The sequence below is a fragment of the Streptomyces xylophagus genome, from assembly GCF_000716435.1.
GTDB classification, from domain to species: domain Bacteria; phylum Actinomycetota; class Actinomycetes; order Streptomycetales; family Streptomycetaceae; genus Streptomyces; species Streptomyces xylophagus.
This window is the reverse complement of the sequence record NZ_JNWO01000001.1, coordinates 115,929-139,607: the sequence shown is the minus strand read 5'-3', so window position 1 is coordinate 139,607 and position 23,679 is coordinate 115,929. Positions and strand designations below refer to the sequence as shown.

The 23,679-nt window shown below is 71.5% G+C and carries 17 protein-coding genes; 10 read left to right on the top strand and 7 right to left on the bottom strand.

Annotated features, from left to right (window positions below; all coding sequences use genetic code 11):
• Positions 1-21 precede the first annotated feature (21 nt).
• Positions 22-354 carry a hypothetical protein gene (locus tag OO70_RS00595; RefSeq protein WP_043662466.1) on the top strand — a complete coding sequence of 111 codons (333 nt, stop codon included), beginning with the start codon at positions 22-24 and terminating at the stop codon, positions 352-354.
• 146 nt (positions 355-500) lie between these two features.
• Here the strand turns inward: OO70_RS00595 and OO70_RS00590 are convergent, their stop codons facing one another.
• On the bottom strand, positions 501-2,000 hold the full coding sequence (locus tag OO70_RS00590; RefSeq protein ID WP_043662463.1) for a serine/threonine-protein kinase: 1,500 nt from the start codon (positions 1,998-2,000) through the stop codon (positions 501-503).
• Positions 2,001-2,271: 271 nt separating this feature from the next.
• Here OO70_RS00590 and OO70_RS00585 point away from each other — a divergent pair, with 271 nt between their 5' ends.
• The 3 genes from OO70_RS00585 to OO70_RS00575 all read left to right on the top strand — a co-directional run bounded on the left by OO70_RS00585 (position 2,272) and on the right by OO70_RS00575 (position 6,622).
• Positions 2,272-4,509 carry an MMPL family transporter gene (locus OO70_RS00585; protein ID WP_043662461.1) on the top strand — a complete coding sequence of 746 codons (2,238 nt, stop codon included), beginning with the start codon at positions 2,272-2,274 and terminating at the stop codon, positions 4,507-4,509.
• 158 nt (positions 4,510-4,667) lie between these two features.
• Positions 4,668-5,969, top strand: coding sequence for a sensor histidine kinase (locus tag OO70_RS00580; protein ID WP_051740412.1), 1,302 nt, complete (start codon positions 4,668-4,670; stop codon positions 5,967-5,969).
• Positions 5,966-6,622 (top strand): response regulator, encoded by a 657-nt coding sequence (locus OO70_RS00575; RefSeq protein ID WP_043662459.1) that lies wholly within the window; start codon positions 5,966-5,968, stop codon positions 6,620-6,622. Before OO70_RS00580 ends, OO70_RS00575 begins: the two co-directional genes overlap by 4 nt.
• Before the next feature lie 11 nt (positions 6,623-6,633).
• On the opposite strand, the gene OO70_RS00570 is transcribed toward OO70_RS00575, so the two are convergent.
• Positions 6,634-7,416, bottom strand: a complete 783-nt coding sequence (locus OO70_RS00570) for an alpha/beta fold hydrolase (RefSeq protein WP_043662457.1) — start codon at positions 7,414-7,416, stop codon at positions 6,634-6,636.
• 121 nt (positions 7,417-7,537) lie between these two features.
• Between OO70_RS00570 and OO70_RS00565 the strand changes: the two genes are divergently transcribed.
• A complete protein-coding gene (locus tag OO70_RS00565) occupies positions 7,538-8,443 on the top strand; it encodes an aminoglycoside phosphotransferase family protein (protein ID WP_234336649.1) in 906 nt (301 codons plus the stop codon).
• A gap of 9 nt (positions 8,444-8,452) precedes the next feature.
• Here the strand turns inward: OO70_RS00565 and OO70_RS00560 are convergent, their stop codons facing one another.
• Entirely contained in the window at positions 8,453-9,220 is a 768-nt protein-coding gene (locus tag OO70_RS00560; RefSeq protein ID WP_043662455.1) for a maleylpyruvate isomerase family mycothiol-dependent enzyme, read from the bottom strand.
• 76 nt (positions 9,221-9,296) lie between these two features.
• A complete protein-coding gene (locus OO70_RS00555; RefSeq protein WP_043663395.1) occupies positions 9,297-10,574 on the bottom strand; it encodes a multidrug effflux MFS transporter in 1,278 nt (425 codons plus the stop codon).
• Positions 10,575-10,690: 116 nt separating this feature from the next.
• Here OO70_RS00555 and OO70_RS00550 point away from each other — a divergent pair, with 116 nt between their 5' ends.
• Positions 10,691-11,185, top strand: coding sequence for a MarR family winged helix-turn-helix transcriptional regulator (locus OO70_RS00550; protein WP_043662453.1), 495 nt, complete (start codon positions 10,691-10,693; stop codon positions 11,183-11,185).
• A gap of 60 nt (positions 11,186-11,245) precedes the next feature.
• On the opposite strand, the gene OO70_RS00545 is transcribed toward OO70_RS00550, so the two are convergent.
• Positions 11,246-12,430, bottom strand: a complete 1,185-nt coding sequence (locus OO70_RS00545) for a cytochrome P450 (RefSeq protein WP_043662451.1) — start codon at positions 12,428-12,430, stop codon at positions 11,246-11,248.
• Positions 12,431-12,931: 501 nt separating this feature from the next.
• On the opposite strand from OO70_RS00545, the gene OO70_RS51030 reads away from it, so the two are divergent.
• The 4 genes from OO70_RS51030 (at position 12,932) to OO70_RS00525 (ending at position 20,069) form a co-directional block, all read left to right on the top strand.
• Entirely contained in the window at positions 12,932-13,423 is a 492-nt protein-coding gene (locus OO70_RS51030) for a hypothetical protein (protein WP_199827221.1), read from the top strand.
• Positions 13,424-13,538: 115 nt separating this feature from the next.
• Complete coding sequence (locus OO70_RS00535; RefSeq protein WP_043662449.1) at positions 13,539-14,468, top strand: N-acetylmuramoyl-L-alanine amidase; 930 nt, start codon at positions 13,539-13,541, stop codon at positions 14,466-14,468.
• 242 nt (positions 14,469-14,710) lie between these two features.
• Positions 14,711-17,254 (top strand): SpoIIE family protein phosphatase, encoded by a 2,544-nt coding sequence (locus OO70_RS00530; protein WP_043662447.1) that lies wholly within the window; start codon positions 14,711-14,713, stop codon positions 17,252-17,254.
• 76 nt (positions 17,255-17,330) lie between these two features.
• A complete protein-coding gene (locus tag OO70_RS00525; RefSeq protein ID WP_078651178.1) occupies positions 17,331-20,069 on the top strand; it encodes a SpoIIE family protein phosphatase in 2,739 nt (912 codons plus the stop codon).
• Positions 20,070-20,117: 48 nt separating this feature from the next.
• Here the strand turns inward: OO70_RS00525 and OO70_RS00520 are convergent, their stop codons facing one another.
• Positions 20,118-21,605 carry an FG-GAP-like repeat-containing protein gene (locus OO70_RS00520; protein ID WP_043662445.1) on the bottom strand — a complete coding sequence of 496 codons (1,488 nt, stop codon included), beginning with the start codon at positions 21,603-21,605 and terminating at the stop codon, positions 20,118-20,120.
• A gap of 137 nt (positions 21,606-21,742) precedes the next feature.
• A complete protein-coding gene (locus tag OO70_RS00515; RefSeq protein WP_051740406.1) occupies positions 21,743-23,578 on the bottom strand; it encodes a glycoside hydrolase family 15 protein in 1,836 nt (611 codons plus the stop codon).
• Positions 23,579-23,679 lie beyond the last annotated feature (101 nt).

Here is a 23,679-nt window from a genome sequence, read left to right as displayed (position 1 = left end):
GCCCCCCGTAAGCCGAGCAGGATGAGTACGTCGTTCAGGACCGCCGCGGTCAGCGCTCTCGCGCTCGGCGGTCTGACGGTGGCGGCGGGGTCGCAGGTCCACGCGGCCACGACCGCCTCGCACTCCGCGACGGACGACTCCGCGCGCACCCAGAAGCAGAAGGCCGAAGCGGTCGCCGCCGCGGCCCAGGAGAAGGGTTCCCACTCCGCGCCGAGCCCCAAAGCCGAGAAGGCCCTGAAGGCGAAGATCGCCGCCGAGGCCAAGGAGCGGGTCTCCCGGCCGGTGACGGATCCCGCGGCGATACGCGCCCTGAAGATGAAGACGATCGCGCTGGCTCACGCGCCCAAGGGCTGATCAGACTCACGTCCTTCACGAGCGCGCCCGTGCCTGCCTTGATCACAGGGGCGGAGAGCGCTTCCGACCCGCGCCGACGGGACTTCTCCCAAGTCCCGTCGGCCGCGCGGGAAGGAGCACTCTCTGGGCCGCCGGGTGCATCGGGGCTAGGACGCGCTCGTCACGAAGCCGTCCCTGACCTTGTCGAAGACGGGACGGTAGGTGTCCCATTTCGCGTCCGGCGCCGAGAGGTAGATGTCGTACTCGCGGTCGCCCTCCTTGCCGAAGCCGAGGTCGATGGCGCGGAAGACCCGGACCCGGCCCTGGAAGGTGAACTCCCATACTGCGGCGGGCTGTTGACGGAAGGTGGTCTGCTGCATGCGGAGCCTGCGATACGTGGGGTAGTTGACCTTGGTGTTGGTCTCGATGTCCGCGAAGTGCGTGCTGGGGTTGGGTCCCGCCGGGTCCACGACGCCGATGGTGAGCCCGGCCAGGCCCGTCCCGTCGGTGTAGGTGACCCCCTCCGCCGTCCGCTTCCCGGCCGTCCAGCCGTCCGGCACTGGGAAGGACACGCCGAGCTGCCGGTCCCGGACGAGGTGATAACCCTCCGGCACGGGCGATGCGGACGCGACGGTCGTGGGCTGGTTGGCCGCATGGCCGGGTGCGGATTTCGAGGTCCTGTGCAGCACGAACGCCGTGGCCGCCAGAGCCGCGACCACGGCGACCACTCCGAGGACGAGGCCCTTGCGGCCCCGCCGCCGCCCTCGACGGCTGGAGTCCGCGGCCGGCTTCGGCTCCGGCCCTACGGCGGTCAAGTCGGGGGCGGGCGGGGGCAGTTCGGCCGTCGAGTCGCCCCACCACGCGGCCTGCAGAGCCCGCTCCGTCTGTTCCGCCGTCGGCCGCTCGCCGGGCTCCTTGATCAGGAGTGCCTCGATGAGAGGCTCCAGCGGACCGGCCTGCTTCATGGGTTCGAGAGGGTCTACGGCGATGGCGTACGCGGTCTCCATCGCGGTGGGCCGGCGGAACGGCGGGCGTCCCTCGACGGCCTGGTAGAGCGTGGCGCCCAGGGCCCACAGGTCGGAGGCCGTTCCGGGGGTGAGCCCGCGGATCCGCTCCGGGGCCATGTAGTGGATGGAGCCGACCATCTCGCCGGTCTTGGTCAGCGTCGACGTCCCGTCCGTCATGGCGATCCCGAAGTCGGTGAGGACGATGCGGTCGCCGGCGCCGAGCAGGACGTTGCCGGGCTTGACGTCACGGTGCAGCACACCGGCGGCGTGGGCCGCGCGCAGGGCGGCGACCATGTCCAGGCCCATGCGGGCCGCCTCCTGGTACGGGAGGGTCCGGCCGTCCTTGAGGAGTTCGGCGAGCGTGGGGCCCGGGACGTACTCCATGACGATGCAGGGGCGGCCGTCGTCGTCCACGACGTCATGGACGACGATGACGTTCGGGTGCGCGATACGGGCGGCGCTGCGGGCTTCGCGTCGGGTGCGCTCGTACAGGGTGGCGAGTTCGTCGGCGGACAGTTCCGGGCGCGCGTGGAGTCGTTTGATCGCGACCTGGCGGCCGAGCACCTCGTCGTCGGCCCGCCAGACGGTGCCCATGCCACCGCGGCCGATCTGCTCGGTCAGCGTGTAGCGCCCGGCGATGCGACGCCCTTCGTCCGACACGGTGTCCTCCGCCGGTTCTGTCCATGTTCGATTCGCCTGGTCACTTTAACCGCCACTTGTCACAGATCATGTGGGGCGGATCACGGTGCCCGTCCCGGCCGACGGGTCGACCCTCTCGACTGGAGGGTGGAGAGGGTCTAGTACCCCGGTACTAGTCACCCCGGCCGTTTTCACTTCCCCGGTGCCGCGGATGCGAGGAAGGACGCTCCTAGCGTGAAGGAGTGGGTCGCGCTGACCCTCCTCTTTCTATCGAACCTGGTGGGAGTACTCCGTGGCCACCTTCCTCTACCGACTGGGCCGGTTCTCGTTCCGGCAACGACGGCTCGTCCTGATGCTCTGGATCGCCGCCCTGGCAGTCGTCGGCATCGGCGCGGCGAGCGTCTCGTCGAACACGTCCGACAGCTTCACCCTGCCCGGCACGCAGTCGCAGAAGGCGATCGACCTGCTGGGCAAGGAGTTTCCGCAGGCATCCGCCGCCGGTGCCACCGCCCGCGTGGTGTTCGAGGCACCGGACGGGCAGCAGCTGAAGTCCGGGGCCAACAAGACCGAGGTCGAGTCGCTGATCGCCGACCTGCAGAAGGCGCCCCAGGTCGCGAACGTCAGCGATCCGTACCAGAGCGGCCTGATCAGCAAGTCGGGCACCATCACCTACGCCCAGGTCACCTACAAGGTCGGCCAGGCCGACGTCACGAGCGCCGCCCGCGACGCCCTGCACTCCGTGGCCGACAAGGGCGAGAAGGCCGGCCTCGCGGTGAGCCTGGGCGGCAACGCCGTACAGGAGAAGGCGGGCAGCAGCAGCACCGAGCTGATCGGCCTGCTGATCGCGGCCGTGGCGCTCGTCATCACGTTCGGGTCGCTGCTCGCGGCCGGGCTGCCGCTGCTGACGGCGATCTTCGGGGTCGGGACGGCGGTCGCCGCCATCACGGTCGCGAGCGCGTTCTTCAACCTCAGCTCGGCCGCCTCGACGCTGGCGCTGATGCTGGGCCTGGCGGTGTCCATCGACTACGCCCTGTTCATCGTCTCCCGGTACCGGGGCGAGATCCGGGACGGCCACGAACCGGAGGAAGCGGCGGGCCGCGCCCTGGGCACCGCCGGTTCCGCGGTGGTCTTCGCCGGTCTCACCGTCGTCATCGCCCTGGCCGGTCTGAGCATCATCGGCATCAGCATGCTGACGACCATGGGCCTGGGCGCCGCCTTCGCTGTCGTCGTCGCCGTACTGATCGCGCTGACCCTGCTGCCCGCGGTGCTGGGCTTCGCCGGGACGCGGATCATGGGCAGCCGGTTCACCAGTCGCCGGATGCGCGTCTACCAGGAGCGTGGCGAGGGCGAGACGACGGGCGTGCGCTGGGCCCGGTTCGTGACCCGCAACCCGGTGAAGATGCTGGTCGTCTCGGCCGTCGGGCTCGGCGTCCTGGCCCTCCCCGCGCTGTCGATGCGCCTGTCCCTGCCCGACGACAGCATGTCCGCGCCGGGCACCAGCGAGCGCATCGCCTACGACACGATCACCAAGGGCTTCGGCGACGGCTACAACGGCCCGCTCACCGTGGTCGTCGACGGCCGCGCCGGCAGCGACGCCAAGACCGCCGCGCAGGACGCGGTCGCCCAGCTCGGCAAGTTGTCCGACGTGGCCGCCGTACGGCCCGCGGTGTTCAACCAGAACGGCGACGTGGCCCTGATCTCCGTCGTGCCGAAGAGCGCCCCCACCAGCCAGGCCACCGTCGACCTGGTCTCCCAGATCCGCGACCGGGGACCGGCGCTGAAGTCCGACACCGGCTCCGAGCTGATGGTCACCGGCACGACCGCGCTGAACATCGACGTGTCCAACAAGCTCAGCGACGCCCTGATCCCGTACCTGGGCGTGGTCGTCGGCCTGGCCCTGGTCCTGCTGCTCCTGGTGTTCCGCTCGATCCTGGTCCCGCTCAAGGCCGCCCTCGGCTTCCTGCTCAGCGTGCTCGCCACGCTCGGTGTGGTGGTCGCGGTGTTCCAGTGGGGCTGGCTGGCGGACCTGTTCGGCGTCGACGGGACCTCGCCGATCGTGAGCGTCCTGCCGATCTTCATGATCGGCGTGGTGTTCGGGCTCGCCATGGACTACGAGGTGTTCCTGGTGACCCGGATGCGCGAGGAGTACGTCCACGGTGCCGAACCCACGGAGGCGGTGATCGCGGGCTTCCGGTACAGCGCCCGGGTGGTCACGGCCGCCGCGGTCATCATGATCTCCGTGTTCGCCGGATTCCTGCTGGACGACGTGGCGCTGATCAAGTCGATCGGCCTGGGCCTCGCCTCCGCCGTCCTCTTCGACGCGTTCGTCGTCCGCATGACGATCGTGCCCGCGGTCATGACCCTGCTGGGCCGCCGCGCGTGGGCGCTGCCCGGGTGGCTCGACCGGGTGCTGCCCAACGTGGACGTCGAGGGCGAACGACTGCGCCACCTGCTGGCCGAGGAGCAGGACGGCGACACCGGCGGCGCGGGCCGGGCGCCCGTGTCGTCCGGCGCCACCGGCAAGAGCTGAGGCGGCGGCCGTACGATCCACACCAGGACGCCGACCAGGACCGTACGGCTCCCGCCCCTCTCGACCACACCGTCCCCGCCCGCCGGTCCCCCTTCCCCCCGGGACCGGCGGGCGGTCCGCCTGCACCATGGAGGGTGTATCCCGTGACCTCACCACCGATGACGGCCCGGTCCTTCATGCCCGAGAGCCTGATGGGAGGGGCCCGGCTGGGCGACTCCGAGTACCGCGCGGTCGTCGGGCTGCTCACCTGGCTGGGGCGGGTGCGGCAGGCCGACACCGCCCATCCGCGGGTCAGGCTGTGGGGGGTGCCCGCCTGTTACGCGCTGGCCGGGATTCCGGGACTGGTACGCGCGTCCCACGACTCCGTCTCCGCCTTCGTGCTGATGCTGGCGGTGACCGCGGGGTTCACCGTGCCGTTGCTGTGGCGGAGGCAGCGGCCGGTGCTGGTGTTCGCCGCCCTGGTCGTCCTCTCCGAGGTGTGCCTCGCCCTGGGCGTGGACTCGGGTTCGAGCGCCACCCAGCTGGTGGCGCTGCTCAACCTGGGGCGCTTCGGGGCTCCGAGCCAGCTGGCCGTAGGCGTCGTGTACAACCTCCTTCAGACGTTTGTGTCGATCGCCTTCTTCAACGGCCTCAAGGGGTCGGACCGAGGGACCAGTACGCCGGTGCTGGCGTTCCTGGCCGTGGTCGCCATCCTGTCGATGGCCGCGCTGGGGCTGGCCGGAAAGCTCGTGAACGCCTACATCGAGGCACTCAAGGAGCACGCCGTCCGTCTTGAGGTGGAGCGCGACCAGCGGGCCCGGCTGGCCGCCGCCGGTGAACGCGCGCGTGTGGCACGGGAGATGCACGACATCCTCGGTCACACCCTCGCCGTGATCGTCGGTCTGGCGAGCGGTGCCGCGGGGCTCGCCGAGAGCAAACCCAAGCGGGGCGCGGACACGCTGCGGATCATCGCGGAGAGCGGGCGCGGCGCCCTGGCCGAACTGCGCAGACTGCTCGCCGTCATCCACGACGACGAGCCCGGCGACACCCCGCTCGCGCCCCAGCCCGGACTGGCCGATCTGGGCGCCCTGATGGAGCGGGTCCGGGCGGCGGGCCCCGCCGCCACCCTGCAGCTCAAGGGCGAACTCACCGGTCTCCCCCAGGGACTTCAGCTCGCCGTCTACCGCATCGTGCAGGAAGCCCTCACCAATACGCTCAAGCACGCGGCACCGAGCACGACCGTCGGGGTCACGGTCACCTCCGGTCCCGAGGCCGTGCTCGTCACGGTCGAGGACACCGGCCCGCACCGGTCGCCCGGCGCCGGCGACCCCGGCAAGGGCCTGGTCGGCATGCGCGAGCGGGCCGCGCTCTACGGCGGGCAGGTCGTCGCGGGCCCCAACTCCCGTGGCGGCTGGACCGTCCGCGCCCTCCTCCACCCCACCTCGACCGCCCCCGACCTCACGGAGAAGCACCCGGCATGACCACCGTCCTCATCGTCGACGACCAGGCCCTGCAACGCCTGGGCTTCAGCATGCTCCTGGAGCAGTACTCCGACCTGAGCCTGGCCGGCGAGGCCACGCACGGTGTCGAGGCGGTCCGGCTGGCGGCCGAACTCCGCCCCGACGTCGTCCTGATGGACGTCCGCATGCCCGGCATGGACGGCATCGAGGCCACCCGCCGGATCGTGCAGTCCGGCGGCCGCTCCCGCGTCCTGGTCCTCACCACCTTCGACCTCGACGAGTACGCGTACGCCGCGCTGCGCGCCGGGGCCAGCGGCTTCCTCCTCAAGGACGCCCTGCCCGAGGAACTCGTCGCGGGCATCCGCGCGGTGGCCGCCGGGGACGCCGTCATCTCCCCCGGCCTGACCCGCAAACTCATCGACGCCTTCGCCGACCGGATGCCCGGCCGCACCCCCGAGCAGGACGGCCGACTCGAGGCTCTCACCGACCGGGAGCGCGAGGTGCTCACGGTCATGGCGGCCGGCTGGAGCAACACCGAGATCGCCGAACGCCTCTGCCTCGCCGAGTCCACCGTCAAATCCCACGTCAGCCGCATCCTCGCCAAGATCGGCGCCCGCGACCGCGTCCAGGCGGTGATCTTCGCCTACGACGCCGGGCTGGTACGGCCGGCTTGAGGTCCCGCTCCTCAGGCGGTCGGCGCGGTCACGAAGTCGCCGATCAGCGCGGTGAGTTCGGCCGTTTTCTCCACGGGCAATTCGTGCCCGGAGTCGACGATCCGCACGACCGCGTCCGGGTAGGCGTTCGCCATTCGCAGCATCTGCGAGAGGGGCAACTGGATGTCGTGGTAGCCGTGCACGATGAGCGTGGGCGCGGTGATCTCGTGGACCCGGTCCAGGACGTCGAAGGCACGCATCGCGCCGTAGCAGGTCATGACGACCTCGCGCGGTGTGGCGGCGGAGGCGGCGATGTACTCGCGGATCTTCTCCTTGGGGTAGCCGGGGGCGAAGGCGCGCTGGATGTTGACGGCGACGAACAGCTTGAACGGCAGCAGCGTGGACACCGCCAGCAGCAGACCGCGCGCCCAGCTGTACGTCATCCGGCTGATCGAGTCGACCAGCACCATCCGCCGGACCCGGTCGGGATGGGCGAGGGCCAGGGTCTGGGCGATCATCCCGCCCATGGAGTGCCCGACCGGCACGAACCGCTCGACCTGGAGATGGTCGAGCAACGCGACGACGTCCAGGGCCAGTTCGTCGACGGTCCGCGATCCCGCCCCGGTGCTCTCGCCGTGCCCGCGCAAGTCGAGCCGTATGACCCGCCGTTCGGACGAGAAGTGGGCGAACTGGTCTTCCCAGCGGTGCCGGTTGGCCGTCCACCCGTGGATGAACACGAGGGGTACGGCGTCTGCGTCACGGGGGCCTTCGTCGTCGTAGACGAGTACCGCGCCGTCGACTTCGAGTTGCGGCATGGATGTCTCCTGGGGTGCGGTGGACGGGGTTTCTGGCGGGTGCGGCAACCCTCCGCCGGGTAATGTCACGGCCGTTGACCGAACCGATCGCGATCTTGCCCTGAACGCCGAGGAGTTGCCGTTGTCGACCGGGATCCGCAACGAGATCGAGATCGACGAGAGCCTGGTGCGCGCTCTTCTGCGGGGGCAGCATCCGGACCTCGCCGGACTCGCCCTCCGCCCGGTGGCCTCCGGCTGGGACAACCAACTGTGGCGCCTCGGCGACGAGTTGGCGGTACGTCTGCCGCGCACGCCACGTGCCCCGGCCCTGCTGCGCAAGGAGTGGGACTGGCTGCCACGTCTCGCGCCCCTGCTGCCGCTCCCGGTGCCGACTCCCGTACGGCAGGGCGCACCCACGGAACGCTTCCCGCTCCCCTGGACCGTCGTGACCTGGGTCCCCGGCGAACCGTGCGACCGCGCCCCGATCACCCGTGGCCGGCACGCTGCCGAGACCCTCGCCCGGTTCCTCCGGGCACTGCACCACGAGGCGCCCGCCGAGGCACCGGCCAACGCGGATCGCGGGGTTCCGCTCGCCGTGCTCCCGCAGGGGTTCGACGAGGGGTCCCCCGTCGTGGCGTCCACCGGTGTCGCCGCCGAGGTGCGGCGCGTCTGGGAGGAGGCCGTCGCGGCGCCGGCCTGGGCGGGTCCGCCCGTGTGGCTGCACGGTGACCTGCACCCCGCGAATGTCGTCACCTCGGACGGGACGCTCACGGGCGTCGTCGACTTCGGTGAACTCTGCGCGGGCGACCCGGCGACCGACCTCGCGGCCGCGTGGCTGCTGCTGCCCGAGGGTGCCGACGCCCACTTCTTCGAGGCCTACGCGGATGCCGACGAGGCGACGATCCGCCGTGCCCGGGGGTGGGCCGTCCGCAGTTCCCTCGGCCTCATCTCCATCGGCCTGGCCTGGGAACGCGGCCTCCCGGGCGGCCGGCCGACGTGGGGGAAGGCGGGGCGGGCGGCGCTCGCTCGCGTACTGGTGTCTCCCTGACCTTCTCGTCTACGGCGCCGTGAAGAGCCCGGGGAAGCGCGGGCCCAGCCACGGCTTGCGGCCCCAGACGACGACCTTGGCGCGGGCCATGGTGCCGGGGGCGGTCCAGCGGCCGAGGGCGAGGAGGAGGAAGGCGACAGGGTCGATGGCGATCGTGCAGTCGGGGCGCCGGGGCGGGGCGTCGGTGACCGCGGGGACGCCGTCCGCGAAGGTGACGGCGAACCGGGCGCGGCCGGTGCGCACCATGTAACACGCCTGGTGTCCGGCCGCGTTGCCGTTCACGACGCGCGGCATGGCGAGTCGTATGAAGGGCAGCGTGAACGGAACCACGTCGCGGTCGACCATGTGCGGTCGGCGCAGCGCGACCGCGATGTCGTAGCCGTGCCCGAGCAGGTGCGTGAGCAGGTAGGAGCCCAGAGTGGCCAGGTCCATCGGCCCCATCGGTGTCAGTACGGGCTCCTGCGGAGAGCGGCCGGCGGCGACGAAGGCCCGGGCCTGGTCCGCGATCACCGTGCCGAGGACCACTGGATCCCGCTCCGGGAAGGCGGCCAGTGACGCGCTGTTGGCCGCCGCGAGCCCGCCGGGCGTTCCATCCCCGTACGGACGGACCTTGCCCGCCGCGATGTCCGTCATCAACTTCCCTGCGAGCGCGAGGTGCGCCGCCGCCTCCCCCACCGTCCACTCGGCGCCCGGGAGCGGCGTCCGCGGGTCGGTCCCCGCCGGGAGCAGCGCGGCGATCCGGGTGGCGGTGACGGTGATGGCGTCCTCGGGTGTCATGAACCGGATCGTGTAGGGCTCCGGCCGCCGTGTCCAGTGTCGTACCGGTGCGGATCGTCGGGCCAGGAGTACCGGCCTACGCAGTCGCCGCCGGCTCCCCCCGCCCTTCCCAGGGCCTGGCCAACCCCACCAACGCAACTCCCGCCGCAGCCACGGCGATCAGCATGATCACCGCCATGGGCAGGGAGCTGTCCTCCCCGAACAAACCCACCAGCGGCGCCGCGAGCGCGCCGAACAGGAACTGCAGGCCGCCGAGGAGGGCGGAGGCCGCGCCCGGTGCGCTGCGGCCGAGGGTCTGGCCGATGCTCATCGTCGACGGGAAGACCATGCCGATGCCGCCGGCCGTGACGAACAGGGAGATCCACGTGCCCGCGAGGGTCTCCCCCACGGTCAGCACCAGCAGCACCTGGAGCAGCGCGCCGACCGCCGCGATGCCGACTCCGGCCACGAGGAGGTTGTTCAGCCGCGTACGTCCGGCCAGTCGGGAGAAGGCCGCGCCCGCGATCAGCATGGCGAAGGCGATGGTCGCGAAGATGAGGGAGTAGGTCGTGGCCGAGACACCGTGCAGGTTCTCGAAGACGAAGCTGGAGCCGCTGATGTAGGTGAAGAGTGCCGCCGAGATGAAGGCGAGGACAAGGACGTATCCCATGAAGGTACGACGGCCCAGCAGCGCCCCCATCGCCCGGAACGTGCTCGCGATCCCGCCGGTGTGCCGTCGCTCGGGCGGCAGGGACTCGGGCACCTTGCGGAGCACGGCCAGCAGCAACAGCCCGCCCATCACGGACAGGACGACGAACACCGCGCGCCAGGTCGACAAGGCCAGGATCGCTCCGCCGAGCACCGGCGCCGCGACGGGCGCGACGCCCATGATCTGCGAGAGGACCGCGAAGTAGCGCGGCAGTTCCGGCCCGTGGAAGCGGTCGGTCAGTACGGCGCGGGCCAGCACCATGCCGGCCGCGCCGGTCACGCCCTGGAGGAACCGGCCGCCGGTGAGCACCCCGATATTGGGGGCGACGGCGCAGACGAGGGAGAAGAACACGAACCCGGCCGTTCCGGCCAGCAGCAGCCGGCGCCGGCCGAGGCCGTCGCTGAGCGGACCGATCAGCAGCTGTCCGACGACGAGCCCGGCCAGGAACGCGGTCATCGTCAGCTGTACGGCCGAACTGCTCGCCCCGAGCGTGTGCCCGAGGGCCGGGAACCCGGGGACATACATGTCGGTCGCGAGCGGGGCGACCGCGGTCAGCGCGGCGAGGACGGCGACCAGGGCGACGGCGGCACGTCGGGAGGGGGCGGTGGAGTCGGCTGCGGCGGAGGCGCCCACGGCAGCGGAACGGGAGGGGGACGGCGATACCATGACCATAACGGTAACCGATGGTTCACCGGTTAACAATGACGGACAGGTGAAGGCTTGTGACAGCCCGACCCGGACGCCCTTGAAGGCCGGGCCCAGGAAGCGAGAAGACGAGCCGCATGTCGCCCTCACCCGCCGACGTCCGCGCACAGTGGACCGAGCACAACCCCGGCCTCGACACCTCCCCCATGGAGCTGATCGGCCTGCTCAAGCACGCCACCGGCCTCCTGAACCGGGCGGTCGAACCCCTCTACGCGGGCGCCGCGCTCACCGCCCCCGAGGTCGACATGCTGATCCCCCTGCGCCACGCCACCGACCCGGTGATCGCCCGCCGCCTCGCCGAATGGCTCGGTCTGTCCCGCGCAGGCGTCAGCAAGGCACTGGGCAAACTGGAGAAGCGGGGCTTCATCGCCCGCACCCCCAACCCGGCCGACCGACGTGCCGCCCTGGTGACCATCACGCCGGCCGGAGCCAAGGCGGTGGACGATCTCTTCCCGCGCCAACTCGCCGCCGAGGTGCAGCTGTTGGCGGGGCTGGGTGAGGACCGGGATCAGGTGCTGAGCGCGCTGGGGCGTCTGGTGGAGGTCATGGAGCGCCAAGTGGGCCGTGAATGAACGCCCTGACCACGCCGCCCCTGTCCACCGACTCCTGACAACTCGTCACAGCCCCTCACCTCAGGTCGACTTGGCGTCCCACAGCACATCGAGTGTCGGCGGCTTGCGGAAGACCAGTCCGTGCGGTGCCGTCGGGTGGGACGGGTCGAGGCGCAGGGCCGGCAGGCGTTCGAGGAGGTGCTGGAGGGCGATGCGGGTCTCCAGTCGGGCGAGGTGCGCGGCGAGGCAGTAGTGCGGACCGTGGGCGAAGGCCAGTTGCAGGCGTGCGTTCTCTCGGCGGACGTCGAAGCGGTCGGGGTCGGGGAAGACGGCGGGGTCGCGGTTGGCGCCGGTGAGGGAGACGCTGACCAGGTCGCCTGCACGGATCGTGGCCGGGCCGAGGACGGTGTCCCGGGTGGCGTACCGGTCCACGACCGCGGCACCCGGTTCGAGGCGCAGGGATTCCTCGATCGCGCCGTCCAGCAGGCCCATGTCGGCCCGGACGAGGGCGAGTTGGTCGGGGTGCAGGAGCAGATGCAGCAGCGCGTTGGTGATCATCGCCTCGGTGGTCTCGATGCCGCCGAACATCAACACCGCGGCGTTGGAGGCCACTTCGGGCACGGTCAGTTGTCCGGCGGCGGAGACGAGGAGTGAGGCTCCGCCCCGGTCGGCGACGGTGGCTTCGACGGACGCGCGCAGTTCCGCGTACGCCTTGGTTCCGTCCGCTCCCGCCTCGTGCCCCGCGGTGATGTCCGAGACGGACCGCACGATCGCGTCGTACCAGGAGAGGACCGTGTCCGGCGTGGTGCCGGTCAGCCCGAGCGCCTCGGTGACGACGGCGACCGCGAGCGGGCCCGCGAAGGTGCGTCGCAGTTCGGCGGCGCCTGTCGGTCGTAGCGCGGTGACGAGCCGGTCGGTCTCCCGCTCGATGAACGAGGCGAAGCCGTCCCGTACTTCGCGCGGGCGGAACGGTGCGGTGAAGGATTCACGGTGACGGGCGTGCCGCTCCCCGTCGAGGGACAGCATGCTCGGGCCGACGACCTGGGCGGTGGAGAAGCGCGGGTCGTCCACGGTGAACGTGGCCGCGTCCCGCATCACGCTCAGCGCGAGGTCGCGCCGGGTCACCAGCCAGCCGTCCAACTCGGGCAGCCAGGACACGGGTTCACGCTCACGAAGCCGCGCCAGCCGCGCATGCGGGTCCTGAGCGAGTTCGGCGAGCGTCGTCCCGGCACCGAGCGGGAAGGAGGCGGCGGCGACCGTACTCATCGCGATCCATGACGGGGCAGGGGGAAACTGGCCATGACCGAGGCTAACAATCGCGGCGCGGGCGGGGTTGGCGGGGGGCGCCGATATTGCCTTGCGGGCGCACAGGGCCTACGGCGCGCAGACGAACCCGAGCGACATCGAGCACGGCGAGCGCCGGATGCCGCTGGATCTGACCCGCACGCCGATCGGGTGCCGGGTACCGGCCGGCCCCGCCGAGCGAGGCGCCGGGGGGCTCCGGTGTTCCGGGCTTGAGCCGGTCACGCGCGCAGCGGCTGCGGGCGCACGGTCCGGCACCGCTCAGCCACGCACCGCAGTCTCCGCCGTCCCGCGCCGGAATCAATCGCGCTCACAGCCACCCCGCCCCGCGCGCGGCCTCCCCCGACGCCCCGACGCTCTTGAGTGAGTTCCCCACCCCAACTGAGTACTCATACCCGCGCCCACTCCCGAACCTGAGTACCCACGCTCATGCCCCCACCCACCCCCCGACGCCACCATCAACCCATGACACCGCGAGCAACTCATCTGTCGGCCGCCACCGCCCTGGTCGCCGCCGTACCGGTCGCCGTATGGGGACTGCTGGGTCGGCAGGACGTCGACGGTTTCTCGGCCTCCGAACTCGACTACGCCTACCGGCCGTTGGACATCTCGGACGGGACGGCCGCCGTGATCGGCGTGATCGCCCTGCTGCTGGCGGGAGTCGGTGGCGCGCTGCTCGTACGGGCCACGCGCCAGGGCGAGTTGGACCGGCGTTGGTGGGAGGTGCTGGCGCCGCTGATGGTGGCCGGGGTGATCGTCGGTGTGGGCTGGCGGGTGCTGACGGCCGGAGTGCTCGGCGTCAACATCGGGGCCGGACTCACGATGTTGTTCGGTGGGCCGGTGGTGGCCGGGCTGTCGATATGGGCGCTGGTCCGCGGGGTGCGGCTGGCGACCCGGCGGCCCGGCGGTCACTTCCGGCCAGGGCAACAGATCGAATTGGCCCCGCGCGGGGCGTAGTTTGCGCCATCCTGAACGCCACGAGACGCGGACCCGGTCACAGAAGCACGTCGGGCCTCAACTCCCCTGTCCTGACCGACCACTTAACGCGCTGATCCGAAAGGGCACAGCTCCCATGGCCACACCGTTGTCCGCCGAGAAGACACTCGCCGCACTGAAGGCCGAGGGCCTCGCCGTGCACGAGCACACCGGCTGGAAGACGCACAACCGCGACTCGGAGACCGGCAAGACCTTCGGCCCCGTGATCGGCGTACTGATCCATCACACGGCCGGGCACGGCGACAAGGAGATCTGCTACAACGGCAGGTCGGACCTGCCCGGCCCGCTCTGCCACTCCTGGCTGGGCAAGACGGACGGGCTCTGGATGATCGGCCACGGGCGCGCCAACCACGCCGGGGCCGTCGACCTGGACGTACTGAACGCGCTGCGCGAGGAGAAGTCGCTCCCGCACGACAACCAGGCCAACGCCGACGGCAACGACTGCCTGTACGGCCTGGAGATCGAGAACCTCGGCAACGGCAAGGACCCCTACCCGGACGCGCAGTACCGTCAGGCCGTGCTGTGGGCGGCGGCGCTGTGCCGGGCGCACGGCTGGTCCGAGAAGTCGGTCGCGGGGCACAAGGAAGTGCAGCCCGGCAAGATCGACCCCAGCTTCGACATGGACGACTTCCGGGCCGACGTGAAGAAGCAGCTCGCGGTCACCAAGACGGCACCGTCCAAGCCGTCCAAGCCCTCCGGCTCGGCGAGCAAGCCCCGGGTCGACCTCTCCCGGCTGATCGCCGCGGCGAAGTCCGATCCCGGCCGCAAGCAGGGCCACGTCAGCTACATGGCGGGCACGAACCTCACCGAGGCCGCGCTGGTCAAACTCGGCTATCTCGCGAAGACGTACGCGGGTGACGGTTCCTTCGGTTCCACCACCGTCGCCGCCTACGCCAAGTGGCAGCATCACCTGGGCTACACCGGCACCGACGCCAACGGCATCCCCGGCAAGATCTCCCTCAGCAGACTCGGCGACCGCAGCGGTCTGTTCACCGTCGTCGCCTGACCCACAGGAAGCCCCTCGGCACCCGCGCCGAGGGGCCTTCGGCATGAGCCGACGGCACCGGACCGTATCCGGCATCCGACATCGACACTTGAGTCACTCTTGATCACTTCATCAGACACCGACGGACCGGCGATACCCGTGCCTCTCCAGCCCATCCCGTCCGCCCAGGTGACCCCGGCCGCGTCCTGGCGCATTCTTGCTGTGTCACCCACCCGGCGCCACAGGGACGAGGTAGGGCCCCAATGACTGGGAGTGCCGAGCGCGAGAAGGGGACGCCCGGACGGCTCGCCGAGCTGCTCATCGATGCCTCGACGGAGGCGATCGACGCGGCCGGCGGCCACTCGGGGGGCGTCTATCTGCGGTCGAGCACGCCCGGAATGCTGCGCCTCGCCGTGCTGGCGGGACTGCCCGGGCCGCTGTTCCGCCCCTGGGGCCGGCTGCACGCCGACAGCAAGTTCCCCGTCGCGGACGCCTACCGGCTCGGCGTCCGGGTGGTCCTGCCGAACGCCGCGGAGTGCATGCGCCGCTACCCCCAGTTCGCCGCCAGCCTGCCCTTCCAGTTCGGGTCCCTGTACGTCCCTGTCATGAGCGGATCGACGACGTACGGCGTGCTGACCGTGCTGCGCCCCGACGCCACGGACGCCACCGAGGTGCTGTCGGGCGTCGACCGCATGACGCGGCTGGCGGAGGAGCTGGGTGCGGCGCTGCGGGAGCTGGAGGACGAGCACAAGGACGAGGACGGGCCGGTCGTCGCCTGGGACGGCGAGCCCGTGTGCGTCCAGGCGGCGGCCACGCACCGCCCCGAGCGTCGTATGGCACGGTTCGTGTGGGATCCGGCGACGGCCGTCGTGACCGGGGACGGTTCCCTGCACACGCTGCTGGGGGTGGAGCCCGACGCGTTCTCCGGTACCGCGCAGGAGATCGCGGACGTCCTGGCTCCGGGCGACACGTACCAGGTCATGGCCGCGCTTCGGGCCACGGCCGCCGGGAAACCCCCGCCGCTCCCCCTGCGGGTGCGGGCGGCGGACGGCTCGGCCCGGTTGCTGGACCTGTGGACGCCCGCCACCGGGCCCGTCCCGTCGGGCGGCGGACATCCGGTCAGCGGTGTCGTCATCGACCCGGGCCCCGACCCGATGGCGGACAGCGCTGCCGATCTGCTCCCGGACGGCGTGTTCTGCCTGGACCGGCTCGGCCTGGTCACCTATGCCAATCCACGCGCCGCCCAGCTGTTGGGCCGGCCGCGCGAGGAGCTGCTGGGCCGCCCGCTGTGGGAGGGCGTGCCCTGGCTGAACCAGATCGGCTGCGAGGACCAGCTGCGCGGCGCCCTCCTGTCGCTGGGGCCGGTGCACTTCCACGTCCGGCGCCCGGAAACACAGGAGCCACGGCAGGAACCGTACGAGAACGACTGGCTCGCGATGGCCGTCCATCCCGGCCGGGACGGCCTGACGTGCACGGTCGCGCCGTCGACCCGGGTGGCGGGCACGCCGCTCCCGCTGGTGCCCGTGCACCCCGAAGGGGCCGACGCCCCGGGGAACGGCGTCACCTCGCTGGCTCCGCTGTACCGGCCGATCGTGCTCGCCATCGCGCTGACGGAGGCGGTCACCGCCCGCCAGGTGTCCGCGGTCGTGATGAAGGAACTGCTGCCCGCGTTCGGCGGCCGCCGCCTCGCGATCTATCTGCTCCAGGAGCGCCATCTGACGCTGGCCTGGGAGACCGGCTTCCCGCAGGGCTTCCTCGCCCCCTTCGACGGCGTAGCACTCGACACCCGGCTGCCCGGAGTGGAGACCCTCACCAGCGGACGCCCCCTCTTCTTCGACTCCATGCAACAGCTGGCGGACGCCTACCCGGGCATACCCCTGGACGCGGAGGTGGGCGCCCGCGCGTTCCTGCCGCTCATCGCGTCCGGCCGACCGGTCGGCTCCTGCATCCTGGGATTCGACCGGAACCGCAGCTTCAGCAGCGAGGAGCGCGCGGTCCTGACCGCCCTCGCCGGGCTGATCGCCCACGCGATGGAGAAGGCCCAGCGCTACGACTCCGAGGCCGCCCTCGCCCGCGGCCTCCAGCAGGCCCTCCTCCCGCGCAGGCTGTCGGACCACCCGCAGGTGGAGACCGCCGGGCGGTATCTGCCCGGCACCCAGGGCATGGAGGTGGGCGGCGACTGGTACGACGTCGTCGAGGCCGGGGACGGGCTGGCCCTGGTGATCGGCGACGTCCAGGGGCACGGTGTCCAGGCGGCCGCCACGATGGGTCAACTCCGCAGCGCGGTAAGGGCGTTCGCGCTCGGCGACCGGCCGCCCGACGAGGTGATGAGCGGCACCAACCATCTCCTCATCGACCTCGACCCCGGCCAGTTCGCGAGCTGCTGCTATCTCCGCCTCGACCCTGCGAGCGGGCTGGTCCGGGTCGCCCGGGCGGGGCATCCGCCGCCGCTGATACGTACCCCGGACGGCCGCACCCGCGTCTGGGACATACCCGGGGGCGTCGTACTCGGGGTGGACCCGCACGCCCAGTACCCGGTGGCGGAGCTCCAGCTGGAGCCCGACTCCATCCTGGCGCTCTACACCGACGGTCTGGTCGAGCGGCCCGGTGTCGACATCGACGTCGGCATCGCCGCCCTGCGCGTCGCCCTCGCGAAGGCGGGCGGGTCCGCCGCACGGCCGGGGGGCCGTTCCCTGGCCGGTGTCGCCGACCGGCTCACCACGGCGGCCCGGCACACGGCCGACCGTCCCGACGACATCGCGCTGCTGCTCGCGGCCCGGCGCGCCAAGCCCGGCAGGCACCCCTGATCCCGCGTCGGCCCCGGCCTGTCACCCGGTGTGACGCCCCTCGCCTCCTGAGGTCAGGCAGTGTAGACATGGGCACATGGTCCGCCTGACGGGTCGACCCGGGGCCCGGTCGACCCACCGCCCCGACGGTCTGCGCGCACAGAGCACGTACGACCGTGCCCGTCGGGCGCGCGAACACCGGCACCGGCGCTCCCCGGCGGGGGGACGGCTGGGCGGCCGTAGCGTCGCCGGGCAGGTGTTCATGCTGCAGGTGGTGATCGTGCTGCTGCTGGTCGTGTCGGCCGTGGTGGCACAGGTCCTCCAGGTGCGGCACGACAGCACGCAGGAGGCCCGCAACCGGTCGGTGGCCGTCGCCGAGACCTTCGCCAACGCGCCGGGCACGGTCGCGGCCCTGAAGAGCGCCGACCCGACGGCGATCCTCCAGCCGCGCGCCGAGGCCGCGCGCAAGGCGTCCAAGGTCGACTTCATCGTCGTGATGAACACCGACGGGATCCGCTACACCCACCCCAAACCGGACCGCATCGGCAAGAAGTTCGTCGGGGACATCGCCCCCGCGCTGGCCGGGCACGTCGTCACCGAGGAGATCACCGGCACCATCGGGCCGCTGGTGCAGGCCGTGGTCCCGGTCCGGGGCACCGGCGGCACCGTCGTGGGCCTGGTGTCGGCCGGGGTGACGAAGGCGAACGTGGGCGGCGCCGCCGACCAGCAGCTGCCGCTCCTGCTGATCGCCGCGGGTGTGGCGCTCGTCCTCGCCCTCGGGGGCACCGCCCTCGTCACCAGACGCCTGCAGCACCAGACCCACGGCCTGGGCCCGCACGAGATGACCCGGATGTACGAGCACCACGACGCGGTGCTGCACGCCGTACGGGAGGGCGTGATCATCGTCGGCGGCGAGGGCCGGCTGCTGCTCGCCAACGACGAGGCACGCCATCTGCTCGACCTGCCCGAGAACGCCGAGGGACACCTGGTCCTCGACCTCGGACTCGACGCCGAGATGACCGCCCTGCTGGCCTCCGCGCGGGTCGCGACGGACGAGGTGCACCGGGTCGGCGGCCGGCTCCTCGCCGTCAACCAACGCCCCACCGACCTGGAGGGCGGCCCGCCCGGCAGCGTCACCACGCTCCGCGACTCCACGGAACTGCGCGCCGTCTCCGGCCGAGCCGAGATCGCCCGCGAACGCCTCAACATGCTCTACGACGCCGGAGTGGGCATCGGCACCAGCCTGGACGTGACCCGCACCGCCGAGGAACTCGCCGAACTGGCCGTCCCCCGCTTCGCGGACTTCGTCACGGTCGACCTCTACGACGCCGTACTGAGCGGCGAGGAACCGCAGCCCGGGACCGAGCTGCGGCGCACGGCGTACAGCGGGGTCCGGGACGACGCCCCGCTCTACCCGGTCGGCAAACAGATCCAGTTCATCGCGTCCTCCCCGCAGGCGCGCAGCCTCGACACCGGCGAGGCCGTCGTCGAGGCCCGGCTGAGCGACGCCCCCGGCTGGCTCACCCAGGACCCGGCGCGCACCGCGCAGGTCGTCGAGTACGGCATCCACTCCCTGATCACCGTGCCGCTGCGGGCCGGCGCCCTCATCCTCGGCGTGGTCAACTTCTGGCGCTCCGACAAGCCCGAGCCCTTCGACGAGGAGGAGCTGGCCCTCGCCGAGGAACTGGTCGCCCGCGCCGCCGTGTCCATAGACAACTCCCGCCGCTACACCCGCGAGCACGGCATGGCGGTGACCCTCCAGCGCAGCCTGCTGCCCCGCCGCCTCCCCGAGCAGACCGCGCTGGACGTCGCCTACCGCTATCTGCCGGCGAAGGCCGGGGTCGGCGGCGACTGGTTCGACGTCCTGCCCTTGTCCGGTGCCCGGGTCGCCCTGGTCGTGGGCGATGTCGTGGGCCACGGTCTGCACGCCGCGGCCACGATGGGACGACTGCGCACGGCCGTCCTCAACTTCTCCGCGCTGGATCTGCCGCCGGACGAACTCCTCGGCCTGCTGGACGAGTTGGTCAGCCGGATCGACCAGGACGAGACGACCGAGGACAGCAACGCCCCGGTCACCGGGGCCACTTGCCTGTACGCGATCTACGACCCGGTGACCCTGCGCTGCACCGTGGCCCGCGCCGGCCACCCACCGCCGGCGCTGATCCTCCCGGACGGCACCGTCGAGTTCCCCGACGTCCCCGCCGGACCCCCGCTCGGCCTCGGCGGACTCCCTTTCGAGACGGCCGAGTTGGAGCTGGCCGAGGGCAGCCGGCTGGTCCTCTACACGGACGGACTGGTCGAGGACCGGGAGCGGGACATCGACGTGGGCCTGGAAATGCTCCGCACCGCACTCACCGACTCCGGCGACTCCCCCGAGGACACCTGCCGGGCCGTCCTCGACTCGGAGCTGTCGGTACGCCCGAGCGACGACATCGCCCTGATCGTCGCCCGCACCCGCGCCCTCGGCGCCGACCGGATCGCCGAATGGCGCGTCCCGTCCGACCCGGCCGCCGTCGCCGACATGCGCGCCTCGGTCACCCGCCAACTCACCCACTGGGGCCTGGACGAGCTGACGTTCACCACCGAACTCATCCTCAGCGAACTGGTCACCAACGCCATCCGCTACGGCAACGACCCCGTCCGCGTCCGCCTGTTGCGCGACCGCACCCTGATCTGTGAGGTCTACGACGGCAGCACCACGTCACCGCACCTGCGGTACGCGGCGATGACGGACGAGGGCGGCCGGGGCCTGTTCCTGGTGGCCCAACTCTCCGAGCGCTGGGGCACGCGGTACACACCTGCGGGGAAGGTCATCTGGGCCGAACAGGCGTTGTGACCACGGGCCCAGGGTGAACTCCCGCCCTGAGCCCGGCCCTTCACCCGCCTACTCGTCGATCGCCGCCCCGAACCCCGCGCCCTTCGCCGCACCACCGAGGTCCGCCGCGCCGTACAGCGAAGAGCCGTCCGCGAGCAGGCCGTTCGGGCCCGCAGGCAGCAACCACACATAGCCGTCACCGGAGTTCTCGCCCGGGGCGGAGGCGACCAGTTCGGTGCGGCCGTCCCGGTTCGTGTCCGCGAGGCGGACCTGGGAGCCCCAGGCGTCGTCGGCCTCGGCGGTGCCGGGGATGTCGGCCGTGTTCTGGTCGAAGGACTGGGCGCCGATCGCGGTCACGCCGGTGCGCGAACCGCGCAACAGCCATACGGCGCCCGCGTCCCGGACGGTGCCGATGTCCTCGCCGGGCGCGCCGACGGCGACGTCCGCGTAGCCGTCGCCGTTCACGTCGCCGATGGAGAGGTCGTTGCCCCAGGCGTCGCCGCGCTCCGAAGTGCCGGGCACGCCCGGGGAGTTTTGCGACCACCAGTCCGCGGGGCCGGCGGGGCCTTCCGAACTGCCGTAGTAGACACCGATCTTGCCGCCGGCGTCGCCCTCCGCCTCGTCGTCGGCGCTGCTGAGCTGTCCCACCACCAGGTCGTCGTAGCCGTCGCCGTTGATGTCGCCCGACGCGCTGCCGAGGCCTCCGTTGAGATCCTGACGGTATGTCAGCGAGGTCTCGCCGCCCGCGTAGAGGGCCGACCAGCCCTGCCGGTAGTCGTCGTCGGGGCTGTAGCCGGAGACGACCAGGTCGGCGAAGCCGTTGCTGTCGTAGTCGCCGGTGGTGAGGTAGGCGGGCTGGATGCGGTGGCCGCCGGGGGCGGTGGTCGTGTTCAGGGCGCCCATCGAGTGCAGGATGCCGGTGTGGTAGGTGAAGATCTGGGCGCCGTTGTCGTCGAGTACGGCCATCTCGTCGGCGTCGGTCGCCCCGGTGAAGCGGGCCGCCGCCACGGACTGGCCGAACCGGGCGCCCGCGGCGGGCTTGGTGGAGGTGAAGGAGGCGTTCGCCTCGGCACCCAGGCCGGCCTTGGAGCCGTACAGGACGGTGACGCGGCCGGCGTTCTCGAGGCTGCCCTCGTCCTCGCCCGGCGCGCCGATGAGCGCGTCGTCGTAGCCGTCGCCGTCCACATCGCCGGTGGCGATCGCCTGGCCGAAGGAGTCATAGGTCTCCGAGGTGCCGGGGACGCCGGGCGTGGACTGGCTGATGACGGCCGTACGGCCCCTGGGGACCGTGTTGTTGGTGGCGATGCCGTTCGGGGCGCCGTACTGGACGGTGACGTAACCCGCGCCCTCCTTGCCGTCGACGGTGCCCGACGGGGCGCCGATCAGGACGTCGTCGTAGCCGTCCCCGTTGAAGTCGCTGTTGCGGTCGACGGCGCTGGTGCCGCCGGGGACGCCCGCGTAGCTGGCCGGTGCGGCGACGATGCCGGCGCCGGCCAGGAGCAGGAAGGTCGCGGACGCGACAGCGGCGGAGACCTTCTTGCGTGACACGTTCGTCATGGTGTGTTCCCCCGTGAGTCAAATCTGTTGCGGTCAGCGGGTTCGACACGAGACATGACGCGGGAGTTGTGGTGCCTGGGCGTGCTGTGACACCCCGGTGACAGTTGTTGCGCGACCTGGACGAGGGGGGCCGGAGGTCAGCCGAGGGCCTTGTCCAGGTTGAACGCGGCGCTGATCAGGGCGAGATGGGTGAACGCCTGGGGGAAATTGCCCTGTTGCTCGCCGGTGCGGCCGATCTCCTCGGCGTACAGGCCGAGATGGTTGGCGTAGGTGAGCATCTTCTCGAAGGCGAGGCGGGCCTCGTCGACGCGGCCGGCGCGGACCAGGGCCTCGACGTACCAGAAGGAGCAGATCGAGAACGTGCCCTCGTCGCCCCGGAGTCCGTCGGGGCTGGCCTGCGGGTTGTAGCGGTAGACGAGGGAGTCGGAGACGAGTTCCTCGGTCAACGCGTCCAGTGTGGAGAGCCACTTGGGGTCGGTGGGTGCGATGAACTTCGCCAGCGGCATCATCAGCAGGGCGGCGTCGAGTACGTCGCTGCCCTCGTACTGGACGAAGGCTTGACGGGTTTCCGACCAGCCGCGGTCCATGATGCGGCGGTAGATCTTGTCGCGGCACCCGCCCCAGTACGGCAGGTTGGCGGGCAGCCCGCGGCGGTTGGCGAGGCGGATCGCGCGTTCGATCGCCACCCAGCACATCAGCCGTGAGTACAGGAAGTTCTTGCGGCCGCCGCGGGTCTCCCAGACGCCCTCGTCGGGCTGGTCCCAGTTCTCGCAGACCCAGTCGACGAGGGCGCACACGTCGTCCCACTGGGCGCTGGAGATGGGCTCGGCCCACTTGTCGTAGAGGTAGATGGAGTCGATCAGGGCGCCGTAGATGTCGAGTTGGAGCTGGTCGGCGGCGGCGTTGCCGACCCGGACCGGGGCGGATTTCTGGTGGCCTTCGAGGTGGGGGAGTTCGTGTTCGGTGAGTTCGGTGCGGCCGTCGATGCCGTACATGATCTGGAGCGGGCCGGAGGGGTTGCCGTCGCCGGGGCTGATGTAGCGGGTCACGAACTGCATGAACGCCTTCGCCTCGCCGGTGAACCCGAGGCGCAGCAGCGCGTAGACGCAGAAGGCGGCGTCGCGGATCCAGACGTAGCGGTAGTCCCAGTTGCGCTCGCCGCCGATCTGTTCGGGGAGGCTGGTGGTGGGGGCGGCGACGATCGCGCCGGTGGGGGCGTAGGTCAGCAGTTTCAGGGTGAGCGCGGAGCGGTGCACCATCTCGCGCCAGCGGCCCCGGTAGCGGGACTGGGACAGCCAGCGCCGCCAGTAGGCGACCGTCGTGACGAACTCGTCCTCGGCCTCCTGCCGCGCGCACGGGCGGGAGGTCACCTCGCCGTCGACCTGGTCGAGGGCGAACACCTCGGACTCGCCCTCGTCGAGCTTGAAGTCGGCCCACACGTCGACGCCGTCGCACTCCAGTGGCGCGGTGGCGGTCAGCGCGAGGGACTTCTCGGCGGACTCGAAGAGAGCCACGTCGCCGACCATCCGCGCGGTGTGCGGGCTGGCGCCGTAGTCGAACCTGGGGGCGACGCGGATGCGGAACGGGACGGTGCCGCGTACGCACAGCACGCGCCGGATCAGGCGGTGCCGGGCGGACTCGTCCGTCTCACTGGTCACCGGCATGAAGTCCTGGACCTCGCCGACGCCGTCCTCGGTGAAGAACCGGGTGATCAGGACGTTGGTGTCGGGGAAGTAGAACTGCTTGGTGCGCGCGGGCACGGAGGCGGCCAGCTCGAAGGAGCCGCCCCGCTCCGCGTCCAGGATCGCGGCGAAGACGCTGGGGGCGTCGAAGGACGGGCAGCAGTACCAGTCGATCGTGCCGTTCGTACCCACCAGGGCCACGCTCCGCAGATCACCGATCAGTCCGTGCTCGGCGATGGGCAGATATCCGGGTCCGGTGGGGGCATCCTGGTGGGGCGGGGTCTCGACCATCGCGGCAGCCTCCCTGGTTCGGGCCCGCGCGGGCCGGTTCCAAGCTTAGGTTCAGGTTCTCGTTCGGCCACTCTTCCGGATGCACACTGGGGTCGGGCGCG

What these genes read in the sequence shown, in the direction of transcription:
- OO70_RS00595 (WP_043662466.1), top strand. Translation starts at nt 22, where the DNA reads ATGAGTACGTCGTTCAGGACCGCCGCGGTCAGCGCTCTCGCGCTCGGC.
- OO70_RS00580 (WP_051740412.1), top strand. Translation starts at nt 4,668, where the DNA reads ATGACGGCCCGGTCCTTCATGCCCGAGAGCCTGATGGGAGGGGCCCGG.
- OO70_RS00575 (WP_043662459.1), top strand. Translation starts at nt 5,966, where the DNA reads ATGACCACCGTCCTCATCGTCGACGACCAGGCCCTGCAACGCCTGGGC.
- OO70_RS00570 (WP_043662457.1), bottom strand. Translation starts at nt 7,416, where the DNA reads ATGCCGCAACTCGAAGTCGACGGCGCGGTACTCGTCTACGACGACGAA.
- OO70_RS00560 (WP_043662455.1), bottom strand. Translation starts at nt 9,220, where the DNA reads ATGACACCCGAGGACGCCATCACCGTCACCGCCACCCGGATCGCCGCG.
- OO70_RS00555 (WP_043663395.1), bottom strand. Translation starts at nt 10,574, where the DNA reads ATGGTATCGCCGTCCCCCTCCCGTTCCGCTGCCGTGGGCGCCTCCGCC.
- OO70_RS00550 (WP_043662453.1), top strand. Translation starts at nt 10,691, where the DNA reads ATGTCGCCCTCACCCGCCGACGTCCGCGCACAGTGGACCGAGCACAAC.
- OO70_RS00545 (WP_043662451.1), bottom strand. Translation starts at nt 12,430, where the DNA reads ATGAGTACGGTCGCCGCCGCCTCCTTCCCGCTCGGTGCCGGGACGACG.
- OO70_RS51030 (WP_199827221.1), top strand. Translation starts at nt 12,932, where the DNA reads ATGACACCGCGAGCAACTCATCTGTCGGCCGCCACCGCCCTGGTCGCC.
- OO70_RS00535 (WP_043662449.1), top strand. Translation starts at nt 13,539, where the DNA reads ATGGCCACACCGTTGTCCGCCGAGAAGACACTCGCCGCACTGAAGGCC.
- OO70_RS00530 (WP_043662447.1), top strand. Translation starts at nt 14,711, where the DNA reads ATGACTGGGAGTGCCGAGCGCGAGAAGGGGACGCCCGGACGGCTCGCC.
- OO70_RS00525 (WP_078651178.1), top strand. Translation starts at nt 17,331, where the DNA reads ATGGTCCGCCTGACGGGTCGACCCGGGGCCCGGTCGACCCACCGCCCC.
- OO70_RS00520 (WP_043662445.1), bottom strand. Translation starts at nt 21,605, where the DNA reads ATGACGAACGTGTCACGCAAGAAGGTCTCCGCCGCTGTCGCGTCCGCG.
- OO70_RS00515 (WP_051740406.1), bottom strand. Translation starts at nt 23,578, where the DNA reads ATGGTCGAGACCCCGCCCCACCAGGATGCCCCCACCGGACCCGGATAT.